The sequence below is a fragment of the Nitrospirillum goiasense genome (genome assembly GCF_034427435.1).
Taxonomy (GTDB): domain Bacteria; phylum Pseudomonadota; class Alphaproteobacteria; order Azospirillales; family Azospirillaceae; genus Nitrospirillum.
This window is the reverse complement of sequence record NZ_JAXQNP010000004.1, coordinates 1,023,475-1,046,560: the sequence shown is the minus strand read 5'-3', so window position 1 is coordinate 1,046,560 and position 23,086 is coordinate 1,023,475. Positions and strand designations below refer to the sequence as shown.

At 66.4% G+C, this 23,086-nt stretch carries 16 protein-coding genes; 12 read left to right on the top strand and 4 right to left on the bottom strand.

All coding sequences use genetic code 11. The features are described 5' to 3' along the window. Window positions 1-125 precede the first annotated feature (125 nt). From ULB03_RS26340 to rfaD, 8 genes are all read left to right on the top strand, one after another. Window positions 126-3,803, top strand: coding sequence for a hydantoinase B/oxoprolinase family protein (locus ULB03_RS26340; protein ID WP_322486046.1), 3,678 nt, complete (start codon window positions 126-128; stop codon window positions 3,801-3,803). Beyond that, window positions 3,803-4,483 carry a DUF969 domain-containing protein gene (locus tag ULB03_RS26335; protein ID WP_322486045.1) on the top strand — a complete coding sequence of 227 codons (681 nt, stop codon included), beginning with the start codon at window positions 3,803-3,805 and terminating at the stop codon, window positions 4,481-4,483. Before ULB03_RS26340 ends, ULB03_RS26335 begins: the two co-directional genes overlap by 1 nt. Continuing rightward, the gene (locus tag ULB03_RS26330) at window positions 4,480-5,436 is read left to right on the top strand and encodes a DUF979 domain-containing protein (RefSeq protein ID WP_322486044.1); all 957 of its coding nucleotides are present in this window, start codon (window positions 4,480-4,482) and stop codon (window positions 5,434-5,436) included. Before ULB03_RS26335 ends, ULB03_RS26330 begins: the two co-directional genes overlap by 4 nt. Further along, entirely contained in the window at window positions 5,433-6,461 is a 1,029-nt protein-coding gene (locus ULB03_RS26325) for a DUF2891 domain-containing protein (protein ID WP_322486043.1), read from the top strand. The genes ULB03_RS26330 and ULB03_RS26325 overlap by 4 nt, the downstream gene beginning before the upstream one ends. A 55-nt stretch (window positions 6,462-6,516) precedes the next feature. Beyond that, on the top strand, window positions 6,517-7,422 hold the full coding sequence (locus ULB03_RS26320) for a homocysteine S-methyltransferase family protein (RefSeq protein ID WP_322486042.1): 906 nt from the start codon (window positions 6,517-6,519) through the stop codon (window positions 7,420-7,422). Then, window positions 7,419-8,321, top strand: a complete 903-nt coding sequence (locus ULB03_RS26315; RefSeq protein WP_322486041.1) for a DMT family transporter — start codon at window positions 7,419-7,421, stop codon at window positions 8,319-8,321. The genes ULB03_RS26320 and ULB03_RS26315 overlap by 4 nt, the downstream gene beginning before the upstream one ends. A 105-nt stretch (window positions 8,322-8,426) precedes the next feature. Next, window positions 8,427-9,896, top strand: coding sequence for a D-glycero-beta-D-manno-heptose-7-phosphate kinase (gene rfaE1, locus ULB03_RS26310; RefSeq protein ID WP_322486040.1), 1,470 nt, complete (start codon window positions 8,427-8,429; stop codon window positions 9,894-9,896). 96 nt (window positions 9,897-9,992) lie between these two features. Further along, window positions 9,993-10,979 carry an ADP-glyceromanno-heptose 6-epimerase gene (gene rfaD, locus ULB03_RS26305; protein ID WP_322486039.1) on the top strand — a complete coding sequence of 329 codons (987 nt, stop codon included), beginning with the start codon at window positions 9,993-9,995 and terminating at the stop codon, window positions 10,977-10,979. A 20-nt stretch (window positions 10,980-10,999) separates the two neighbouring features. On the opposite strand, the gene ULB03_RS26300 is transcribed toward rfaD, so the two are convergent. Then, complete coding sequence (locus tag ULB03_RS26300; RefSeq protein WP_322486038.1) at window positions 11,000-11,941, bottom strand: alpha/beta hydrolase family protein; 942 nt, start codon at window positions 11,939-11,941, stop codon at window positions 11,000-11,002. A 766-nt stretch (window positions 11,942-12,707) separates the two neighbouring features. Here ULB03_RS26300 and ULB03_RS26295 point away from each other — a divergent pair. From ULB03_RS26295 to mmsB, 3 genes are read left to right on the top strand one after another with little or no spacing between them, the layout of a single operon-like run. Next, window positions 12,708-14,219 (top strand): aldehyde dehydrogenase family protein, encoded by a 1,512-nt coding sequence (locus ULB03_RS26295; protein ID WP_322486037.1) that lies wholly within the window; start codon window positions 12,708-12,710, stop codon window positions 14,217-14,219. Between the two features lie 40 nt (window positions 14,220-14,259). After that, the gene (locus tag ULB03_RS26290; RefSeq protein WP_322486036.1) at window positions 14,260-15,402 is read left to right on the top strand and encodes an isobutyryl-CoA dehydrogenase; all 1,143 of its coding nucleotides are present in this window, start codon (window positions 14,260-14,262) and stop codon (window positions 15,400-15,402) included. 29 nt (window positions 15,403-15,431) lie between these two features. Next, complete coding sequence (mmsB, locus tag ULB03_RS26285; RefSeq protein ID WP_322486035.1) at window positions 15,432-16,319, top strand: 3-hydroxyisobutyrate dehydrogenase; 888 nt, start codon at window positions 15,432-15,434, stop codon at window positions 16,317-16,319. Window positions 16,320-16,424: 105 nt separating this feature from the next. On the opposite strand, the gene ULB03_RS26280 is transcribed toward mmsB, so the two are convergent. From ULB03_RS26280 to ULB03_RS26270, 3 genes are read right to left on the bottom strand one after another with little or no spacing between them, the layout of a single operon-like run. Continuing rightward, on the bottom strand, window positions 16,425-17,201 hold the full coding sequence (locus ULB03_RS26280; RefSeq protein ID WP_322486034.1) for a nucleotidyltransferase family protein: 777 nt from the start codon (window positions 17,199-17,201) through the stop codon (window positions 16,425-16,427). After that, complete coding sequence (locus ULB03_RS26275) at window positions 17,159-17,743, bottom strand: D-sedoheptulose-7-phosphate isomerase (RefSeq protein WP_322486033.1); 585 nt, start codon at window positions 17,741-17,743, stop codon at window positions 17,159-17,161. The genes ULB03_RS26280 and ULB03_RS26275 overlap by 43 nt, the downstream gene beginning before the upstream one ends. Further along, complete coding sequence (locus tag ULB03_RS26270; RefSeq protein ID WP_322486032.1) at window positions 17,740-18,801, bottom strand: GHMP family kinase ATP-binding protein; 1,062 nt, start codon at window positions 18,799-18,801, stop codon at window positions 17,740-17,742. The genes ULB03_RS26275 and ULB03_RS26270 overlap by 4 nt, the downstream gene beginning before the upstream one ends. Before the next feature lie 625 nt (window positions 18,802-19,426). On the opposite strand from ULB03_RS26270, the gene ULB03_RS26265 reads away from it, so the two are divergent. Then, window positions 19,427-23,074, top strand: a complete 3,648-nt coding sequence (locus tag ULB03_RS26265) for a glycosyltransferase (protein ID WP_322486031.1) — start codon at window positions 19,427-19,429, stop codon at window positions 23,072-23,074. Window positions 23,075-23,086 lie beyond the last annotated feature (12 nt).

The following is a 23,086-nucleotide window of genomic DNA, read 5'->3' as shown; positions in this document are numbered from 1 at the left end:
CGGTTATTTTCACTAACGATCCCGCCTTGGTTCCGAACCGGAGCGCGGGGTAGGGTGGGCCCGTCAGCATCAGGCGTCCCACGGGGTGACAACACTTCCCCGCGGTACAAGAAGAAAGACGGGACATGGCGTCAGGGCATCCGGAAGCGGGCGGATCGGGCTGGGAATTTTGGGTTGATCGCGGCGGCACCTTCACGGACATCGTCGCCCGCCGGCCGGATGGCCGGTTGCTGACCGCCAAGCTGCTCTCGGAAAATCCTGAACAATATCAGGACGCCGCCGTGGCCGGCATCCGGTCCCTGCTGGCCGCCCACGCCGATTTCCCCGCCACCATCGACGCAGTGAAGATCGGCACCACCGTCGCCACCAATGCGCTGTTGGAACGCAAGGGCGAGCCGCTGGTGCTGGCCATCACCCGGGGCCATGCCGATGCCTTGCGCATCGGCTATCAGGCGCGGCCCCGCCTGTTCGACCGCCATATCCGGCTGGCCGACAGCCTCTACACCCGCGTGGTCGAGGTGGCGGAGCGGGTGGACGCGGACGGCGCCGTCCTGACGCCCCTGGATGAGGCGGCGACCCGTCGTGACCTTCAGGCCGCGTATGACGCCGGTTATCGCGCCGTGGCCGTGGTGCTGATGCACGGCTACCGCTTCGACGCCCATGAGGGGCGGGTGGCCGCCATCGCACGGGACATCGGCTATACCCAGGTGTCGGTCAGCCATGAGACCAGCCGCCTGATCAAGCTGGTGCGGCGGGGCGACACCACGGTGGTGGACGCCTATCTGTCACCGGTGCTGCGCCGTTATGTCGATCAGGTGTCGGGCGCCTTGCAGGATGGCGGGGCCGCCGAAGGGGACGGGGCCGAAGGGAACGGGGCCCGCCTGCTGTTCATGCAGTCGAACGGCGGCCTGGTCAATGCCCGCGCTTTCCAGGGCCGCGACGCGGTCCTGTCCGGCCCTGCCGGCGGCATCGTCGGCATGGTCGCCACGGCGGTGGAGGCCGGGTTCGACAAGGTCATCGGCTTCGACATGGGCGGCACCTCCACCGATGTCTCGCACTACGCCGGCACGTATGAGCGCACCTACGAGACCATGGTGGCCGGCGTGCGCCTGTGCGCCCCCATGATGAACATCCACACCGTGGCCGCCGGTGGGGGCAGCGTCTGTTCCTTCGACGGCTCGCGCTTCCGCGTCGGCCCGGAATCGGCGGGGGCGGTGCCCGGCCCCGTCTGCTACCGCCGGGGTGGGCCCCTGGCGGTCACCGACTGCAACCTGATGCTGGGCAAGATCCAGCCGGCCTTCTTTCCCCAGGTTTTCGGGGTGGGGGCCGACCAGCCGCTGGACCTCGCCGCCGTCGAGGCCCGCTTCCAGGCCCTGGCCGCAGAGGTCCAGGCGGCGACGGGCGAGGAACGCACGCCGCACCAGTTGGCGGAGGGTTTCATCACCATCGCGGTGGAGAAGATGGCCAAGGCCATCAAGGAAATCTCCGTCCAGCGCGGCTATGACGTGGCCCAGTACACCCTGGCCTGCTTTGGCGGCGCCGGGGGGCAGCACGCCTGCCTGGTGGCCGATGCCCTGGGCATGACGCGGGTGATGATCCATCCCTTCGCCGGGGTTCTGTCGGCCTATGGCATGGGCCTGGCCGATTTGCGCGTCATCCGCGACCGGACCATCGAACAGCCGCTGTCGCCCGACCTGGACCTTTCCACCCCGGCCCAGGCCTTGGCGCGGGAGGCGAGGGCCGATCTGGCCGCCCAGGACGTGCCAGTGGCGGATGTCGAGGTGGAACTGACCGCCCGCCTGAAATACGCCGGCACGGACACCGGCCTGACCGTGCCGTTCGGCGATGCCGGCGCCCTGGCCGATGCCTTCGCCGAGGCGCACCGCCGCCGCTTCGGCTTCGTCGCCCCCGGCAAGACCGTGGTGGTGGAGGCCCTGGCGGCCGAGGCCATCGGTCACCCCGGCCGGGGGCGCATCGCCGCCCCGCCGGTCGCCGCCGACGGTGACCTGGCGCCCCTGGCCACCGTCCGCACCTATATGGCGGGAGCCGAGGCCGACACCCCCGTCTATGATCGCGCCCACCTGGCGCCCGGCAATCAGGTCGACGGCCCCGCCCTGATCCGCGAGGCCACGGCCACCACGGTGATCGAGCCCGGCTGGCGCGCCCGGGTGGACGACCATGCCAACCTGATCCTGGAACGGGTGGTGGCCCTGGCGCCCCGCACCGCCATCGGCACCACCGTCGACCCGGTGATGCTGGAGGTGTTCAACAACCTGTTCATGGCGGTGGCGGAGCAGATGGGCTACGCCCTGCAGAACACCGCCTATTCGGTCAACATCAAGGAGCGGCTGGATTTTTCCTGCGCGCTGTTCGACCGCGGCGGCGGGCTGATCGCCAACGCGCCGCACATGCCGGTGCACCTGGGGTCCATGGGTGACAGCGTGCGCGCCATCGTCGAGGCGCGGTCCCGGGACGGCCGGGGCCTGCGGCCCGGCGACGTCTACATGCTGAACGCGCCCTATAACGGCGGCACCCACCTGCCCGACGTCACCGTGGTCATGCCGGTGTTCGATGCCGACGGCCGCCTGCTGGTATTCGTGGCGGCGCGCGGCCACCAGGGCGACATCGGCGGCATCACCCCCGGCTCCATGCCACCCAACAGCCGCACCGTGGAAGACGAGGGCGTGCTGATCGACAACTTCCTGCTGGTGGAAGGCGGCCGCTTCCGGGAGGAGGAGACGCGGGCGCTGCTGGCCGGCGGCCGCTATCCCGCCCGCAATCCCGACCAGAACATCGGTGACCTGCGCGCCCAGGTGGCGGCCTGCGCCAAGGGGGCGGAGGAAATGGCCGCCATGGTGGCGCAGTTCGGCCGCGACGTGGTCGAGGCCTACATGGCGCACATGCAGGACAATGCGGAGGAGGCGGTGCGCCGTGTCATCGGCGTGCTGAAGGACGGCACCTTCCGCTACGAAATGGACAATGGCGCCGTCATCCAGGTGGCCGTCACCGTGGATCGCCAGGCACGCCAGGCGGTGGTGGATTTCACCGGCACCAGTGCCCAGCTTGAAACCAACTTCAACGCGCCGCTCAGCGTCTGCCGCGCCGCCGTGCTCTACGTCTTCCGTACCCTGGTGGATGACGAGATCCCCATGAACGAGGGGTGCCTGAAGCCCATCGTGCTGAAGGTGCCGGCCGGTTGCCTGTTGAACCCCGCCTATCCGGCGGCGGTGGTGGCCGGGAACGTGGAAACCAGCCAAGTGGTGGTGGACGCGCTCTACGGCGCCCTGGGTGTCATGGCCGGGGCCCAGGGCACCATGAACAACTTCACCTTCGGTGACGATGCCCGCCAGTATTACGAAACCATCTGCGGCGGCTCCGGCGCCGGCGCCGATTTCGACGGCACCAGTGCCGTGCAGACGCACATGACCAACAGCCGCCTGACGGACCCCGAGGTGATGGAGGTGCGCTACCCCGTGTTGGTGGAGCGCTTCGCCATCCGCCGTGGCTCCGGCGGGGCCGGGCGGCATCGCGGCGGTGATGGGGTGGAGCGGTTGATCCGCTTCCGCGCGCCCATGACCGCCGCCATCCTGTCCAACCGCCGCCGCGTGCCGCCGTTCGGCCTGGAGGGCGGTGGGTCCGGCGCCCCGGGCGTGACGGAGGTGCATCGCGCCGATGGCACGGTGAGCGTGCTGGCCGCCACCGACACCGTGGCCATGAACCCGGGCGACGCCATCCTGGTGAAGACGCCAGGGGGAGGCGGCTTCGGTGGCGGTTATGGCAAGACGGGTGAGGGCGACGCCTGATGCTCAGCCTGGTCGGCATCGCCATCGTCGCCGCCGGCTTCGCCGTCCGGCTGAATCCGCTGCTGGTGGCGGTGGCGGCGGCCTTCGGCACCGGCCTGGCCGCCGGCATGGGCGTGGTGGAGATCACGTCGGCCTTCGGCCGCCTGTTCAACGCCAACCGCTACATCTGCCTGGTCTACCTGTTCCTGCCCCTGATCGGCCTCCTGGAGCGGTTGGGCATTCAGGTGCAGGCGCAGCGCCTGATCGGAGGCTTGAAGGCCGCCACGGTGGGCCGAACCTACCTGGTGTTCTTCGTCCTGCGCCAGGCGCTGGCGGCGCTGGGGGCCAAGGATCTCAGCGGCCATGCGCAGATGGTGCGCCCCGTGCTGGCCCCCATGGGCGAGGCGGTGGCGGAGGAAAATCTGCGCCGCCCCCTGGCGCCGCCGGAACGGTCCCTGGTGCGCGCCCACGCGGCCGCGGCCGAGAACATCGCCCTGTTCTTCAGCGAGGACATCTTCGTCGCCATCGGCTCCGTCATCCTGATCAAGGGCTATCTGGCCGCCAATGGCATTGAGGTCAGCCCCCTGGACGTCTCCGTCTGGGCCATTCCCACCGCCCTGGTGGCGGTGGTGGTGCATGGCGCCCGCCTGCTGCTGTTGGACCGTCGCCTTAAGGCCGGAAAGGGAGCCGCGGCGCCATGATTGGCATCAGCGTCGCCTATGATCTGGCCGGCCTGATGTTTGCCGCCATCGCCTGGCGCGCGGCGCGCGATGCCGGCAACCCCCGGCGCCTGGGTGCCGGCCTGTTCTGGGCCCTGCTGGCGCTCAGCTTCCTGGCTGGCGACCATCTGGGCGACCTGGGCAATGGCATCCTCGTCCTGGCGCTGGCGGTGCTGGGCGGCTTCGGCCTCATCGGCCGGGGAACGGAGGCGGAGGCGCCACGGGCGGCGCGCGAGGTCCAGGCCAAGCGCTGGGGCTATGGCCTGTTCCCGCTGCTGTTCCTGCCGCCGGTGGTGGCGCTGCTGGGGACCGTGTGGGGCCCCGCGTTGACCTGGAACGGTCAGCCGCTGGTGGACCCACGGCAGGGCACGCTGATCTGGCTGGCGCTGGGCATCGTCGCCGTGGTCGCGGCCACCCTGGTCATCACCCGCCAGCGGCCGGGCACGCCCCTGCGTGACGCGCGGCGCCTGGCGGAGCTGGTGGGCTGGGCCATCATCCTGCCCCAGGTGCTGGCGGCCCTGGGCGGCATCTTCGCGCTCGCCAAGGTGGGGGACGCCGTGGCCGTGCTGGTGGGCCAATACCTGACCCTGGACCACCGTTTCCCCCTGGTGTGCGCCTACACCGGGGGCATGGCCCTGCTGACCATCTTGATGGGCAACGCCTTCGCCGCCTTCCCGGTCATGACCTCGGGCATCGCCCTGCCGCTGCTGGTGGGCCGGTTCGGCGGCGACCCGGCCGTCATTTCCGCCATCGGCATGCTGTCGGGCTTCTGCGGCACGCTGATGACGCCCATGGCCGCCAATTTCAATATCGTTCCGGCCGCCCTGTTGGAACTGCCGGACCGCAACGCCGTCATCCGGGCGCAGGTGCCGACCGCCCTGCTGGTCCTGGTGGCCAACACCCTGCTGATCCAAATCCTGGGCTTTCCCAAATGACCGACTCCGTCTTCCCAGGCCTCGATGAGGCCCGTGCCGTCCAGTTCGCCGAAATCGCGCTGGGCCACGTCACGCGGGAATATCCCAACGTCATCACCCATATGCTGAACGGACCGGAGGACGCTCGGACGCCGCGCGCCCTGCATCCCATCTTCTTCGGCAGCCTGGACTGGCACTCCTGCGTCCACGGCCATTGGCTGCTGGCGCGTGTCTTGCGGCTGTATCCCGACAGCCCGGTGGCGGAGCGCATCCGCGCCCTGTTCGCCGACAGCTACACGCCCGAAAAGGTCGCGGGCGAACTGGCCTACTTCCAGCGGCCCAACACCGGCACGTTCGAGCGGCCCTACGGCTGGGCCTGGTATCTGCTGCTGGCGGCGGAGCTGCGCCGCACCGGCATGGGGGCGGTGGGCACCGCCTGGGCCACCGCGCTGGCGCCCTTGACGGCGGAGATCGTGGGACGGCTGAAGGCCTACCTGCCCAAGGCGACATATCCGGTGCGCACGGGCCTGCACATCAACACGGCCTTCGCCCTTGTCCTGTCCATGGCCTATGCCCGCCGCCGGGGGGACGACGGCCTGGCCGACCTGATCACCCGCACGGCCCAGGCCTGGTATGGCGATGATGCCGATGCCCAGGTGTGGGAGCCGTCGGGCACCGACTTCCTCTCTCCCGTGTTGACCGCCGCCGTCGCCATGGCCGCAGTACTGCCGCGCCAGGACTTCCGCGCCTGGTTCGCCCGCCTGCTGCCCGGCGTGGCGGCGGGCCAGCCGGCGGCGCTGTTCACCCCGGCCACGGTCAGCGACCGCAGCGACGGCACCATCGCCCACCTGGACGGCCTGAACCTCAGCCGCGCCTGGTGCTGGCGCGCCATCGCCGCCCAACTCGATCCGGCGGATCCGGTCGCGGTGCAAGCCCGGGCGGCGGCCGACACGCATCTGGCCGATGCCCTGCCGCATCTGGAGTCCGATTACATGGGCGAGCACTGGCTGGCCAGCTTCGCCGTGCTGGCCCTGGATGGGGTATGACAGGCCGGCGTGTGGCAGTATGACATGGGGACAGGGGCGAACGGGGGAGGGTGAGATGGGACGGGGTACTATCCTGCTGGACGGCGGTATGGGGCGGGAGTTGCAGCGCATGGGGGCGCCCTTCCGTCAGCCGGAATGGTCGGCGCTGGCGCTGATCGAGGCGCCGGACTACGTGCGCCGCGCCCACGACGCCTTCCTGGAGGCCGGCGCCGACATCATCACCAGCAACAGCTATGCCCTGGTGCCCTTCCATATCGGGGAGGAGAGGTTCGCCGCGCAGGGCGGGGCCCTGGCCTCCCTGGCCGGGCGGCTGGCACGGCAGGCGGCGGACACCAAGCCCGGTGCCCGCGTCGCCGGGTCCCTGCCGCCACTGTTCGGCTCCTACCGCGCCGACCTGTTCGATGCCGCCCGCGCGGCGGATCTGCTGGCCCCGCTGGTGGGGGGCCTGGCGCCCCACGTCGACCTTTGGCTGGCGGAAACGCAAAGCGCGGTGGCGGAGGTGCGGGCGGTGCGCGCGGCTTTGGCGGACGCCTTGGGGAAGGACGCCCAGCCGCTGTGGCTGTCCTTCACGCTGGAGGATGAGGCGACCGACGCCGCCACCCATCCCCGCCTGCGCGGGGGCGAGACGGTGGCCCAGGGCACCGAGGCGGCGCTGGCCCTGGGCGCCGCCGCCCTGCTGTTCAATTGCAGCCAGCCCGAGGTCATGGGCCCGGCGCTGGCCGCGGCCCAGGCCGCCGCCGCCGGCGCGGCGCTGCCCCTGGGCGTGTACGCCAACGCCTTCCCGCCACAGCCCAAGGACGCGACCGCCAACGATGGCTTGGATGAGTTGCGCGGCGACCTGACGCCCGCCAGTTACCTGGACTGGGCACGGCGCTGGGTGGATGCCGGCGCCGCCATCGTCGGCGGGTGTTGCGGCATCGGGCCCGACCATATCCGGGCCTTGGCGGCGGCTTTGCCGTGAGGGGTGCGGAGGCCGCCGCCCTTCGGGCCCGCCTGCTGGGTTGGGGCGCCCCGTGGCTGTTCATCCTCATCTGGTCCACCGGCTTCCTGGTGGCCCGCGCCGTGCTGCCCTATGCCGATGTCCAGCTGTTCCTGCTGGTGCGGTTCGGGCTGACGGCGCTGGTCTTCGCCGCCGCCACGCTCTCGCTGCGCATCGCCTGGCCCCGGGGCCGGCGGGTGGGGCTGCACCTGCTGGCCGGCGCGCTGATGCAGGGCGTCTATCTCGGGTTTTCCTACTGGGCCATCGCCCAGGGCCTGGCCGCCGGCGTCATGGCCTTGCTGGGCGCGTTGCAGCCTCTGTTCACCGCGCTCATCACCACCCTGGTGTTCGGCCAGCGGCAGGGCGCCCGCGCCTGGGCCGGCCTTGGCATCGGGTTCGCCGGCGTCGCCTGCGTGCTGGCGCCCAAGCTGGCCCTGCACGGCGCGACGGGCGGCGGGGGGCTGTCGCCGTTGGGGGCCGGTCTGGCGCTGCTCAGCGTGCTGGGTGTGACCATCGGCACCCTGTTGCAGAAGTCCTCCCTGGCGGGGGATGATCTGCGGCCCGCCGGGGTGTTGCAAAACCTGGGCGCCGCCGCCGTGGTGTCGGTCCTGTTCCTGACGGTGGGCGCCCCGCATTGGGATGCGCACCCGGTGCTGTGGGCCGGCTTGCTCTGGTCCATCCTGGGCCCCTCGGTCATCGGCATCTCGCTTCTGGTGTGGATGGTGCGGCACGGGGGCGCCACCCGGGCCACGGCCTTGATCCTGCTGGTCCCTCCGCTGGCGGCGGTGGAGGCGTTCCTGCTGTTCCATGAGACGCTGACGCCCCTGCAACTGGTCGGTTTCGCCCTGGCCCTGGCCGGTGTCGGCTTGGCGCGCCGGTGATGCAGGGGGAGCGCGATGCGGGGCCTTCACCCGCGCGCGCGGTGTGATACGGTGCGGCCCAGGGGCCGTCGCGGCCCGTCGTTCTGATCTGGGAATGGGAATACCATGAGCCGCTTTGCCGGTTTGAGTTCCACGGTCGAGGCCCTTGCGGGGGGCCGGGTCATGGTTATCGGCGATGTCATGCTGGATCGCTTCGTGCGCGGCAAGGTGGGACGCATCTCGCCGGAGGCGCCGGTGCCCGTGCTGCGCAACGCGCAAGAGGATGTGATGCTGGGCGGCGCCGGCAACGTGGTGCGCAACCTCACGGCGCTGGGCGGCCAGGTGGTCTTCGGTGGCGTCCTCGGCGGGGATGCCGCCGGCGTGCGGGTAAGCCAACTGGTGGCGGCCGACGATCAGGTCACCTCCATCCTGCAGGTGGACACCCAGCGCCGCACCTCGGAAAAGACCCGTTTCGTCGCCGACGGCCACCATTTGCTGCGCTCCGACTGGGATAGTGAACTGGCGGTGGCGGCGGACGTGCATGCGGCCTTGCTCACGGCCGTGGCGGCCCATGTCGCCGATGTCGACGTCGTCATTCTGTCCGACTATGGCAAGGGCGTGTTCACCCCGTCGGTGCTGCGGCAGTTGATCGAGCTGGCGCGCGGGGCGGGCAAGCCGGTGATCGTCGATCCCAAGAGTGCCGACTATTCCATTTATCGCGGGGCCACGCTCGTGACCCCCAACCGCGCCGAGCTGGCCCTGGCCGTGGGCCACAGCCCCAGCACGACGGACGGCATCGTGGCGGCGGCCACCACCCTCATGCGCGACCATGGCATCGGGGGCATGCTGGTCACCCGCAGTGAGGAGGGCATGACCCTGGTGCGGGGGGACGGCACCTCCCTCAATGTCCAGGCGGAGGCCAAGGAGGTCTTTGACGTTTCCGGCGCCGGCGACACGGTGGTGTCGGTCATCGCCGCGGCGTTGGCGACCGGGGCGGACATCGCCGATGCGGTGCGCTTGGCCAACGTCGCCGCCGGGTTGGTGGTAGCCAAGGTGGGCACGGCCGTGGTCACGCCGGCCGAGTTGCTGCACGCCCTGGCCGAACAGGACGACCGCCAGAACCTGTCCAAGCTGCTGGGCGGCGCGGAGCTGCGGGAGCAGATCGCGCGCTGGCGCCGCCTGGGGCTGAAGGTCGGCTTCACCAATGGCTGTTTCGACCTGATCCATCCCGGGCATGTCCAGTTGCTGGCCGCCGCACGGGCGACCTGCGACCGCCTGATCGTCGGCCTCAATTCCGACGCCTCGGTGCGCCGCCTGAAGGGGCCGGAGCGCCCCATCCAGGACGAACGGTCGCGCGCCATCGTGTTGGCCGCCTTCGGCTCGGTCGACGCCGTGGCCCTGTTCGAGGACGATACCCCCCTGGCCCTGATCACCGAGATCCTGCCCGACGTGCTGATCAAGGGGGCGGACTACACCATCGACCAGGTGGTGGGTGCCGACGTGGTCCAGGCCAACGGCGGCCGCGTGGCCCTGGTGGAATTGGTGCCCAACCAGAGCACCACGGGCATCGCCAAGCGCATCCGGGTGACTGGCTGACCTGTCCCCCGGATGGCTTGCCCCGGCCGGCCCGGTCCCCTATCAAGACCGTGCCGGCCCCAGGGCTGGCGCGGATTTTATGGGAAGTGGCAGTCCATGATCATCGTGACCGGCGGCGCCGGCTTCATCGGGTCCAATCTTGTCGCCGGCCTGGAACAGCGGGGCCTGGGCCCGATCGTCGTGGTCGACCGGCTGCGCCAGGGCGACAAGTGGCGCAACATCGCCAAGCGCAACCTGCACGATATCGTGACGCCGGAACAGTTGCCGGAATTCCTGGATCGCCATGGCGATGCGGTGGAGGTCATCTTCCACATGGGTGCCATTTCGGCGACCACGGAAACCGACGCCGACCGGGTGGTGGAGAACAACTTCCGCCTGACGCTGGACCTGTGGTCGTGGTGCGCCGCCACGGGCGTGCGCCTGATCTACGCGTCCTCCGCCGCGACCTATGGCGACGGCGCCCAGGGCTTCGACGATGATTCCTCGGCCGAGGCGCTGGCCCGCTTGCGCCCGCTGAACCCCTATGGCTGGTCCAAGCATCTGCTGGACCGCCGCGTGCGTGCCGCGATTGATCAGCGGGCCCCCACGCCGCCGCAGCATGTGGGCCTGAAGTTCTTCAACGTTTATGGCCCCAATGAGTATCACAAGGGCGCGATGCGCTCCGTCCCGGCCAAGCTTTATCCCCAGGTCATGGCTGGGGAGCCGGCTCGGCTGTTCGCGTCCGACCGGCCGGACTACGCCGACGGCGGCCAGTTGCGCGACTTCGTTTGGGTGGGTGACACGGTCGACGTCATGCTGTGGTTCTACGACAACCCGGGCGTCAGCGGCCTGTTCAACCTGGGCACCGGCAAGGCGCGCAGCTGGAACGACCTGGCCCGCGCCCTGTTCGCCGCGGCGGACCGGGAGCCGCGCATCGACTACATCCCCATGCCGGACAACCTGAAGGGCAAGTACCAGTATTACACCCAGGCGGATATGGGCCGCCTGCGCGCCGCCGGCTACGACCGCCCCTTCACCGAGCTGGAGGAGGGCATCCGCCGCTACGTCCAGGACCACATGGGATCGCCGGATCCGTATGTGTGACGGCTCCGGTCACCGTTCGTTCAGTTCCCCAGCTTCTGCAGCCAGTTGATCACCGCCGCCTCCAGCGCGATGCGGTGATCGGACCAGCCGTGGTCGGTGGCGGCGTGGCCGGTGGTGATGCGGCTGCCGCCATGGGCGCGGATGCCGGCCACCAGGGCATCGGTATGGCTGGCCAGCCCATCGTTGGAGGTCAGCGCCAGCAGGGGCGTGCCCGTCAGGCGGGCGGTCAGGGGGGCGGTGGCGAAGGCGTCGGCATGGCTTTCCATTTCCTTGGCCATGCTTTCCGGCGTCACGCCGGCCAGCGATTCCCGGTTGTCGGCGGCCAGCGCCACCAGCTTGTCATGGGGCAGATGGGCGACGATGCCGATATCGCCCATGGAAATCAGGATCAGGCCGGCCAGCGCGCCATCCTTGGCCGCCGTGTGGACGGCGGTCCAGGCCCCCATGCTGTGCCCGGCGATGACCAGGCGCCCGGTGTCGATCCCCAACTCCTGCGCATGGGCCGGGTCGCGCAGATAGGCCAGGGCCGCGGCCGCGTCCTCGGGGTTGTTGGCGAAGCGGAAGCTGCCGGGGCTGCCCCAGGATCCGCGATAATTCAGGGTGACCACGTTCCAGCCGGCCCGGCGCACCGCCTGGGCCAGATCCAGGTTCTTCTCATTGCCGGGCAGGCCGTGCAGCAGCAACAGGGTGGGGTGGGGGCCGGCGCCGGACGCCAAATAGGCCACGCCGTTGATCTCCACCGGGTGGCCCGTGCGGCCGCCGGTGGGGATGTGCAGCACCGCCATGCGGGCGGGGTGCTGGGAATCGGGGGCGGGGTCCGCGCCAATGGCGGCCGGGATGGTCTGGGCCGCCAGGTTGATGTCGCCGGCCGGGGCCTTGGCGCTCGCGGTGGTGCCCATCGCGACGGACAGCGTGTAAAGGGCCACGGCCAGGGCGGCGGTGGCAAGCGGATGCCTACGCATGATTGTCGAAGTCCCCCAGGTTTTCCCCGCTCGCATCCTGGCGCATGACATGCGTCCGGGGAATCAGGAACTTCGCGCCGATCCGGGATGTGGACAAAAAAGAAGCCGGGGCGACGCGCGCCCCGGCTTGGGGAGATAAGACCCTGGGAACGGGAGGGTTCTCTCAGGGCCATCGGGTAACCCCTGCCGGACCATGAGCGGGCCTCTGCAGGACTTGCCAGATGCGATATGCCGGCGGGGCCGGCGAAACTCGGGCGATGGGGGGAAGACAAACGGCGGCACCAGGGCCAGCCCGTCATGCGCCGGGACGGCGGCATGACATCGTCGGGTGCTTCTCCCCATCATGGTCGATCGATCCCGCAGGACCGTTCGCTTGGGATAAATAATATTTATATCGCTGCTTGTCGTCAAGCGACTTTTGTTAGCGGTAACAAATTTAAATGGCGTTACATAGGCAGGCCATTGGCGCTACCCCCGTAATCCAGCGGCGGCGGCGCCCGCATCGCCCTGCTCGGCGGGCCGTCCTTGCGCCGCGATCCTGTGCCGATTTTCCCCAAGGCGACAGGACACGTCCGCGTATTTCCGCACAACGGTTTCGCGCACTTGCCCCTATAACGCCCGCGTCACCACCTGGATACTGGCGCCCTTCGCCATCGCGCGCCATGTCTTGACCTGAAGGGGCCGGTGCCCCTGGCTGGGGCTCCGGCATTCGGCGCGGCCCCGCCGAAGCGGAATAAGGCAGCAGAATAAACAGGAGTGAACCCCCATGAGCATCCCCACTCCCACCCAGGGCTTGGCCCCGCAGCTGGATCCCTACGCCCTGGCCGCCGACCTGTCGGGTAAGCACCTGATCGGCGGGCGCCTGGTGGCGTCGGCCTCGGGCAAGACCTTCGATGTCATCAATCCCGCGAAGGGTGAGGTCATGGGCCGGGCCGCCTTTGGCGAGGCGGCGGACGTGGATGCCGCGGTGGCCGCCGCCGTCGAGGCCGGCATGATGTGGAAGGCCCTGCCCGCGCGTGAGCGGGGCCGGCTGGTGGCGGAATGCGGCCGCCTGCTGACCGCGCATACCGAGGAACTGGCCCGACTGGTGGCGCTGGAGACGGGCAAGGCTCTGCGCACGGAAAGCCGGGTCGAGGCCGGCGTCCTGGCCGACGCCTTCACCTTCTATGGCGGCCTGGGCGGTGAGCTGAAGGGCGAGACCGTGCCCTTCAATCCCAAGATGCTGACCCTGACGGTGCGGGAGCCCCTGGGCGTGGTGGGCGCCATCATCCCGTGGAACGTGCCCATGATGCTGATGGCGCTGAAGATCGCGCCGGCGCTGGTGGCGGGCAACACCGTGGTGGTGAAGTCAGCCGAGGAGGCGCCCTTCGCCGTGCTGCGCGCCTGCCAGATCATGGCCCAGGTGTTGCCGGCCGGCGTGCTGAACATCCTGTCCGGCTTCGGGCCTGAGTGCGGCGCGCCGCTGGTGGCGCACCCCAAGGTGGCCAAGGTCACCTTCACCGGCTCGGTCGAGACCGGCCGCATCGTCAGCCGCACGGCGGCCGACAAGCTGATCCCCGTCACCCTGGAACTGGGCGGCAAGAGCCCCATGATCGTCATGGGCGATGCGGATTTGAACCAGGCGGTGGCGGGCGCCATCACCGGCATGCGCTTCACCCGCCAGGGGCAGAGCTGCACCGCCGCCAGCCGTATCTTTGTGCATGACAGCCTGCACGACGCCTTTGTCACGGCGTTGAAGGCCAAGGTGGACGCCATGGTCATGGGCGACCCGCTGGATGAGACGACGGACATCGGCACCATCGTCTCGCCGCAGCAGTTCGACCGGGTGCAGGGCTATATCGCCGAGGGCAAGCGCACGCCCGGCGCCACCGCGCATGAATGCTCCGCCCTGCCTACCGAAGCCGGCCTGGCCAAGGGTCTCTACGTCCGCCCGGTGATCTTCACCGGCATGACCAACGACAGCCGCCTGGCGCGGGAGGAGATTTTCGGGCCGGTCACCTGCGTCATCCGCTTCACGGACTATGAGGACGTGATCAACCAGGCCAACGACAGCGAATTCGGCCTGGCCGCCACCATCTGGACGCGCGATCTGAAGACGGCGCTGGACGCGACGCAGCGCCTGCAGGCCGGTTTGGTGCAGGTGAACCAGAACCTGGTGGTGCAGCCCAACCTGTCCTACGGCGGCGTGAAGTCTTCCGGCCTGGGCAAGGAAGCGACGCTGGAGGCCATGCTGGAACACTTCACCCACAAGAAGACCATCATGCTGAACATGGCCTGACGTCGGGCCGCCTCAGAAGAAGAACAGGGAGGATAAGGCCATGGACTTCCGCATGACGGAGGAGCAGTCGGCGTTCCGTGACATGGCGCGGGACTTCGCCGCCGAGCATCTGGCGCCGCACGCCGCCGAGTGGGACGAAAAGGAAATCTTTCCCCTCGACGCCCTGCGCGCCGCTGCGGCCCTGGGCATGGGCGGGCTGTATTGCGGGGAGGAGCATGGCGGCTCCGGCCTCACCCGCCTGGATGCGGCCTTGTTGTTCGAGGAGCTGTCCGCTGGCTGTGTCGCCACCGCCGCCTTCCTGTCCATCCACAACATGGCCGCGTGGATGATCGATCGTTTCGGAAACGACACGATCAGGGCGCGATACTTGCCGGGCCTTATGACCATGGACCAGGTGGCCAGCTATTGTCTGACGGAGCCTGGCTCCGGCTCCGACGCCGCGGCCTTGCGCACCAAGGCGGTACGGGATGGCGATCATTACGTGCTGAACGGGTCCAAGGCCTTCATCTCGGGTGCTGGCGTCTCCGACCTCTATGTCGTCATGGTACGCACCGGTGGTCCAGGCCCCAAGGGCATCTCCGCCGTGGTGGTGGAGAAGGGCACGCCCGGCCTCAGCTTCGGCAAGAAGGAGAGGAAGATGGGCTGGAACTGCCAGCCCACCGCCCAGGTGATCTTCGAAGACTGCCGCGTGCCGGTGGAAAACCGGCTGGGCGAGGAAGGGGCGGGCTTCGGCATCGCTATGAAGGGCCTGGACGGCGGCCGCATCAACATCGCCTCCTGCTCCCTGGGTGGGGCGCGGGCTTGCCTGGACCTCGCCACCCGCTACATGGGCGAGCGCGAGGCCTTCGGCCGCAAGCTGGCGGATTTCCAGGCCCTGCAGTTCCGTCTGGCCGACATGGCGACTGAGCTGGAGGCCGCGCGCCTGATGGTGCATCGCGCGGCGGCCGCCCTGGACGCTGGCGATCCGGAGGCCACCACCTGGTGCGCCATGGCCAAGCGCTTCGCCACCGACGTGGGCTTCCAGGTGTGCAATGAGGCGCTGCAACTGCACGGGGGCTACGGCTACATCCGCGAATACCCGTTGGAACGCTACGTCCGCGACGTCCGGGTCCACCAGATCCTGGAGGGCACCAATGAGATCATGCGCCTGATCATCGCCCGCCGCCTGTTGGCCAAGGGTTGAAGACTAATCATTACGGGAGAGAAACGATCATGAGCCGCATCGCGTTCATCGGCCTGGGCAACATGGGCCTGCCCATGGCCCGCAATCTGCTGAAGGCCGGGCACACCGTCGTGGGCTTCGACCTGGCGCCCCAGTCGCTGGCCGCCTTGGCCGAGGCGGGCGGTGTCATCGCCGGGTCCGTCGGCGATGCCGCCTCGGGTGCCGAGGTGGTGGTGACCATGCTGCCCGCCGGGCGCCATGTGCGCGGCGTCTATGAGGACGCCGGCAACGTCTTCGACACCGCGGCGCCGGGCGCCTTGCTGATCGACAGTTCCACCATCGACGTCGACAGCGCCCGCGCCGTGGCCGCCACCGCCGCCGCCCGGGGCTTCGCCATGGTGGACGCCCCCGTTTCCGGCGGCACGGGCGGGGCCGCCGCCGGCACGCTGACCTTCATGGTGGGCGGCAGTGACGAGGCGATGGAGCGGGCGCGACCCTATCTGGCGCAGATGGGCAAGACAGTGGTGCACACCGGCGCCCCCGGCACCGGTCAGGCGGCCAAGATCTGCAACAACATGATCCTGGGCATTTCCATGATCGCCGTGTCCGAGGCCTTCGCCCTGGCCGACAAGCTGGGCCTGGATCGGCAGAAGCTGTTCGACGTCAGCTCCACCTCCTCCGGGCAATGCTGGTCGCTGACGAGCTATTGCCCGGTGCCCGGCCCCGTTCCCACGTCGCCCGCCAATCGCGACTACGCCCCGGGCTTCGCGGTCGACATGATGCTGAAGGACCTGAAGCTGGCCCAGGCGGCGGCGGCCTCCAGCGGCGCCGCCACCCCCCTGGGCGCCAACGCCGCGGCGCTCTACGCCCTGTTCGCCGCTGCCGGCAACGGCCACCTGGATTTCTCGGCCATCGTGAAGATGCTGGGCGGAAGCTGATGTCAAGCTGACGGCGCCGCCCTCAGCGAGCGGCGGTGCCGTCGCCATCCGGCTTGGCGCCGCCCCCAATACCCAGCTTGAGATTCGATAGGCTCAACGCGCGGTTCATTCCGAGGCGGCATCGGTATTCCGATATTGCCGCAAGGTCTTCAGTTCGGGGATGCGCTTCTGGGAATAGGCGTAATCCTCGGGAATACCGATATCGATGAAATCGCCCCGAACCGGAACGGCAGCGACGCTCAAGTCAGATAGATGGGGCTGTAGAAAATCGGTTTCGATGGAGAATCGCTCCGGCAAGGTCCAGCGATCCATTAGGGATCGTCGGAATAGATAGGCTCCCGCGTTGACGGCGCCCGGTTGGCCGGGCGCTTTCTCACGAAAGCCCGCCAATCGCCCATCGACGATGCTGACCAGCCCATAGCGTCCGCAGTCGGCGACATGGCACACGGCCATCGCCATGTCGGTTTCCTGATCCTGTAGCGCCGCTTCCATCTCATCGGCCGGCAGGTCGAAATAGGTGTCGCCATTCAGCGTGAAAAAAACGTCCCCCTTCACCAGGCGGGCGGCCTGCCAAATGGCACCACCCGTCCCCAGTGCAGTCTCTTCCACCGCATAGTGGATCGCCATGCCGGCGAACGTATCGCCATAGGTCGCCATGACCTTGTCGTGCATGTAGCCGACGGCCAGGACGACATGGCTGAAGCCTTGGTCGGCCAGCTGTTCCAGCTGCCAATTCAGGAAGGGGCGACCCGCCACCGTGGCCAGCGACTTTGGCACGTCACTGACCACGGTGCGCAAACGGGTTCCCAGCCCCCCAGCCAGAATGATCGCCTCGCGCATTACGCCGCTTTCGGGAAGATGCGTTGTTCGATCAGGCCGCAAATCATGTGGCCCAGGGCCTCATGGCCTTCCTGGATCCGCGGCGTATGGGTCGAGGGGATGCGCAGGCAATGGTCGCACAGGGCAAGCATGTCGCCGCCGGTGGCACCGGTGAAGCCCACGGTCTTAACCCCCCGTTCCTGGCACGCGGTCAGGGCACGGAGAATGTTCTTCGACCGGCCCGAGGTTGAGAGCGCGAAAAACACGTCACCTTCTCTGCCCAGCGCCTCAATCTGTCGAGCGAAGCTGTAATCGTAACCGTAGTCGTTGCCGATCGCCGTCAGAATGGAGGTATCAGTGGTCAGGGCGATGGCAGCCAGGCCGGGGCGGTCGTAGTTGAACCGGCTGACCAACTCGCCGGCCCAATGCTGGGCGTCGGCGGCGCTGCCGCCGTTGCCGGCGAACAGGATTTTGTTACCCGCCTGCAAGGCGGCGACGCTCAAATCCACCACATCGGCGACGCGCTGACACAGATCCCGGTCAGCTTGCATGGCTTGCAAGACTTGGATGGTGGCGGCCAGTTCGCCTTTGATCGTGTCAATCATCGCACTCTCCACGCTTTTGCTCCTTCCGAAGTGAAATAGCAGGCCGAAGCGGTGCCTCCAAATTCCTCCAAGGCCTTAATGACCTTCTGCCGGCACTCTGGGGGGGCCAGGAAGAACATGAAGCCGCCGCCGCCGGCGCCCGACATCTTGCCAGCGAAGGCGCCCGCATCTCTGGCCGCTTGGTCGATGGCGTCAATGTTGGAATTGGAAATCGACCTGGCGCTCCGCTTCTTGGCTTCCCAGCCGGCCTGCAGAGCCCGGCCCAGCGCTGGAATGTCGCCGCGCAGGAGGTATTCCTTCATCGCCACCGCTTCACGCCGCAGGGCATGCATCGCCTCGATCGATGTTTGGTTGCCGCTCTGCACATTGCTGACCTGCTCGGCGATGATGTTGGCCGACTCACGGGAAACCCCCGTAAAGTACAGGACAAGGGATGATTCAAGCTCGCAGGTGATCCAATCCTTGATTCGCAGAGGATTAACTATGACCCGGTCGTTGTCGTAAAACTCCATGAAATTGAAGCCGCCGAAGGTGGCGGCGTACTGGTCCTGCTTTCCACCCTTTAGTCCCAGGTCCTTGCGCTCAATGATGTAGGCAAGATGCGAGACGTCATATTCGCCGAGCGGCAGCGCGAAGGCCTCGACGAAGGCCTGCACCATTGTCACCACGAGGGTGGATGAGGACCCCAGGCCCGACCCGGCAACCGCGTCCGAGCTGGTCCTGAGCCTCAGCGAGACCGGTTGGCCCCCCAGGTAGTCGGCCACGATGCGGTTATAGACGGCCTTGTGAAGGTCCAGGCAGCCGTCCGGCTGCAGCATCGCTGCCACGTCATAGGTGGTCTTCTCGTTACGATCCAGGGCCTCAAACACAATCAGGCCGTCGTCGGTGATTTCCAGTGTCGCGTAGGAGAACTTGGAAATGGTGACGTTCAGGATGGCGCCCGTATGGATGTCGCAATAAGGCGAAACATCGGTGCCGCCACCGGCCAGCCCCAGCCTGAGGGGCGCGCGTGCACGAATCAAAGTACCCGCTTTGGGATTAAGGGCGACGGTCACCATAAATCTCCTCAATATCATCAGGTAACAAGACGCTTAGCGAATAAAAAGATAAATTCAAGTATTGACCTGCGTAACGGGGTCACGGGGGGCAGGCAGTGAACACCCTAAAGGACCTTTTGCTGATACCCCATGGCTTTGATAAAAGCATCTGAATTTATAATCACTTCAGACGTGTCGATGTACCGGTGCAAAAAATCACAATCGCATGCGGTGCGCCCAAGTGCTTAACACACCTTGTATGACATTTACGTGGCGTCCGCACCTACCCCAGATGACAGCAATAGCATGGCCGTGATGCTCACAGAAATGGCTGGTGTGCGACGACGCTTGACTCCATGATGCGCCGCGTTGGTAGGGTCCATCATACAGATTCTTGCCAGCCAGCGCTCTCGTGGAAGCCGTCCCTGATGTAAGGGAGGAGCGGCCACAAGTTTGGCGCTTGGAGGAATGAGGTGTGAAGGGATTTGAGGCTTGGGATACACAGATTGAAACTCAATCGAGCAAGCCCCTAAGCCAATGCACTTTGGTGAAGTGATCGGGGCAAGCGATGTCAATGAGAAGGTTCGCTTACCGCTAGACGTTGCCGAGCCCCCGAACTGAAATTAATGGATGTAGAGTAAACCTTATGTCTGATGCGCCAACGGTAAACGCCAATAGGATTGCCTTTAAGTTCCCCGAGCCCAAGAAGGCGATGGAATTTACAGGGGAACGGTATGTCTCCGGTTTGGTTGGCGATATACAGCACGAGCATTATCATCGCTATTTGTTTTCCTTGCGTTACTGTGCCGGAAAAGACGTATTGGATGTCGCGAGTGGCGAGGGATATGGCAGCTTCCTGATCGGCCAGGCGGCGCGGTCGGTCATTGGTGTCGACATCGATCCGGTGACGGTTGATTTCGCCAACCGAAATTACATGAGTGAAAGGGTGTCCTATCGCCAAGGCGATGCGGCCGCTTTGCCGATCGCCAGCCAGTCCGTCGACGTGGTCGTCAGCTTCGAGACCCTGGAGCATTTCACCGCGCAAGAGGCGTTCATCTCGGAAATCGCCCGTGTGCTGCGGCCCGGTGGCATATTGGTGATTTCGTCCCCCAACCGTGATGTCTACAGCGACCAGCACGACCACCATAATCCCTACCATCACCGCGAACTGAACAAGCAGGAACTGCTGGACCTGTTGCATATCCATTTCCCCCAGGTCGCGCTGTTCGAACAGCGGGCCCTTTGGGGGTCTGTCATCATTGGCGAGGGTGAAACGAGACCTAGGCAGGTTGAAGGCTTTGAGACGCGGGATGGCACGCTGTTCCAGCGCTCCGCCTCCGTGCCCAGCGCCCCCTACTACATTGCCGTGGCGACATTAGGCGAATTGCCGTCGTTGGCGGACAGCGTGCTCCACTCACCCACGCATTTTTTTGCGCTGGATCGCGCTCGCATGGACGCCGAGGAAACGCTGGCTGATGCCCGGCGGGAGATCGAGCGTCTGAACACGGAGAACGTCGAGGTCCAACGTGTGGGGCACGCCGAAATCATCCGCCTGAACGCCGAGATATCGCGTAACAATCAGTTGGCCCAGGCTGAGGTCGACCGGCTCAACGCTGCGATATCGCACAACAGTGAAGTCGCGCAGGCTGAAATCGACCGGCTCAACGCTGCGATATCGCACAACAGTGAAGTCGCGCAGGCTGAAATCGACCGTCTCAACGCCGTGATCCAGGCTGATCAAGAAAGAGCGCAGGCCCTCATTAGTGGGCTGAACGCGGAAATCGAAGCGGAAAGGAATCGCGGCCAGGCCGAGATGGCAAGCCTCAAGACCGAACATCTGTCGGAGCTTGAGCGGATCACGTCCCAAATCAACAGCTCCCGTGATGGTCATCTCCTGGAAGTTGATCGTCTAAAAACAGAAATAGCTAACATTCGTGATGAATTTCTGTCCCAGATCAATCATCTGGAGGCTGAGGCGAAGAATCTGAAGTTTGACGGTGAACATTGGAAGACAGAAACCCAGGGTTTGCTTGCCGAGACCAACAGCTGGAAGGAAAGAACCGAAAGCTTGCGGGCCGAGACGGTCGACTTGCGGTCGCAATTGGCAGCGGCTCGGAAACAAGTCGATCAGATGTACCATTCTACTTCATGGCGGTTGACCCTGCCGTTGCGCCTCCTGGGGCGTCTGGCCAAGGGTGATATCGCTGGTTTGAAGCAGCTCATCAGGGCCAAGCGGGGGGAGACGTCTGCGGTTGCAATGGCTTTAAAGGCCATTGAAGCCAATTTTGCCGCGCCTTTGGAGGGGCTGCAGGCTGAATTGGGGCAACGCCAGGCGAAGGGCGAGGTCCAGCTTTCAACCATCGCCGCCGAACTGCGCTTGCCGACTGTCGCGCAGCCGCTGGTTTCTATCATTATCCCGACCTACGGCAAGGTCGATTACACGTTGCGCTGTCTGTCATCGGTCATGCGGTTTCCGTCGGTCGCCTCCTATGAGGTGATCGTGATCGACGACGCCTCGAACGATGCGGACCTGTCTTATCTGCGCAACATTCCAGGCCTGCGGCTTATCGAGAATACGGAAAACCTGGGCTTCATCGGCAACTGCAACAAAGCCGCGGCCCAGGCCAGCGGCCAGTACCTGCTTTTCCTGAACAATGACACGGAGGTGACGGACGGCTGGCTGGATGCTCTCCTGCGGACGTTCGAGATACATCCCGACGCGGCCATTGTGGGCTCGAAGCTCATTTATCCCAACGGCGTGCTCCAGGAAGCCGGTGGCATTGTCTGGAAGGATGGTTCGGCATGGAATTATGGCCGCCTGGATGACCCCTCTCTTCCCCAGTACAATTACACCCGGGAAGTGGATTATTGCTCCGGCGCCTCCATCCTGGTGGAGGCGACTTTCTTCCATGCCCAGGGAGGCTTCGACAAGGCCTATGCTCCGGCCTATTGCGAAGATTCGGATCTGGCATTTAAGGCGCGCTCGGTTGGTCGCAAAGTTTACTACCAGCCCCGTTCGACTGTTATTCACTACGAGGGGATTTCCCACGGTACCGATACCGGCTCGGGGGTCAAGGCCTACCAGGTTGCCAACCAGCAGCGCCTTATGCAGCGGTGGGCCGCCGTGCTGGAGCAGGAAAATTTCCCAAACGGTGTGAACGTTTTCCGCGCGCGTGAGCGCAGCTTCAACCGCAAAATCGTCCTGGTCATTGATCATTACCTTCCCGAGCCTGATCGGGATGCCGGATCGAGAACGATGTTCTCTTTCCTGGAGGTTCTTCTCTCGGCAGGCTACGGTGTGAAATTCCTGCCAGAGAACGGCTATCTTCACCCCAAATATGCACCGCCGCTCCAAGATATGGGGGTTGAGATTTTGTATGGGGCCCTGGCGACACCGTCCGGCTTTGAGGAATGGATCGCGCGGAACGGGGCTGAAATTCACGCTGTTCTGTCGAGCCGGCCATCGACAACGCTTAAGTATTTGAGCCTCGTTAAGTCTCACTCCAAGGCCCGGATCGTTTATTACGGCCACGATCTTCACCACCGCCGTCTGGCCCTGGAATACAAGTATACCGGCAACGTCAGAGCGCACCTCGATTCGCTGAATATGGAATTGCAGGAAAAGACGGTATGGGTTCAGTCGGACTGTGTGCTTTATCCCTCGGTTGATGAGGTTGTCACGGTCAAGGAGGTGCTGCCTGGCACCCCCGTCCGTGTCGTCGCGCCTTACACAGTGGATCGCGCCGAGGACGATGTTCCAGGCTTTGCCGAGCGTTCAGGTTTGCTGTTCGTGGCAGGCTTCGCGCACACCCCGAATGAGGACGCGGCCCAGTGGCTGGTGAACGAGATCATGCCGCAGGTTTGGGCCTCCATGCCGGACCTGACGCTGTTCCTGGTGGGCTCACACCCGACACCGACGGTGCATGCCCTGGCCTCGGATCGGGTCAAGGTCACGGGCTGGGTCAGTGGCGAAGAGTTGGAGCGGCACTATGCCACCGCGCGGGTTGCGGTCGTGCCGTTGCGCGTGGGGGCCGGCATCAAGTCGAAGGTGGTCGAGGCGCTGCAGCACGGCGTGCCGCTGGTCACGACGACCGTAGGCGCGCAGGGCCTACTCGATCTGGAGCGCGTCTGCACCGTCACCGACGATGCCGCCGAAATCGCGCGAGCCATCCTGTCGCTGGTGTCCAATCAGGCTGCCTGGGAGCGTCAGGCCGCGGTGCAGCCCGATTATGCGCAGGCGAATTTCTCCCGTGAAACCATGCGTCGACAATTGGTGGAGGCGCTGGAAGACTAGCGGTTTCCACCC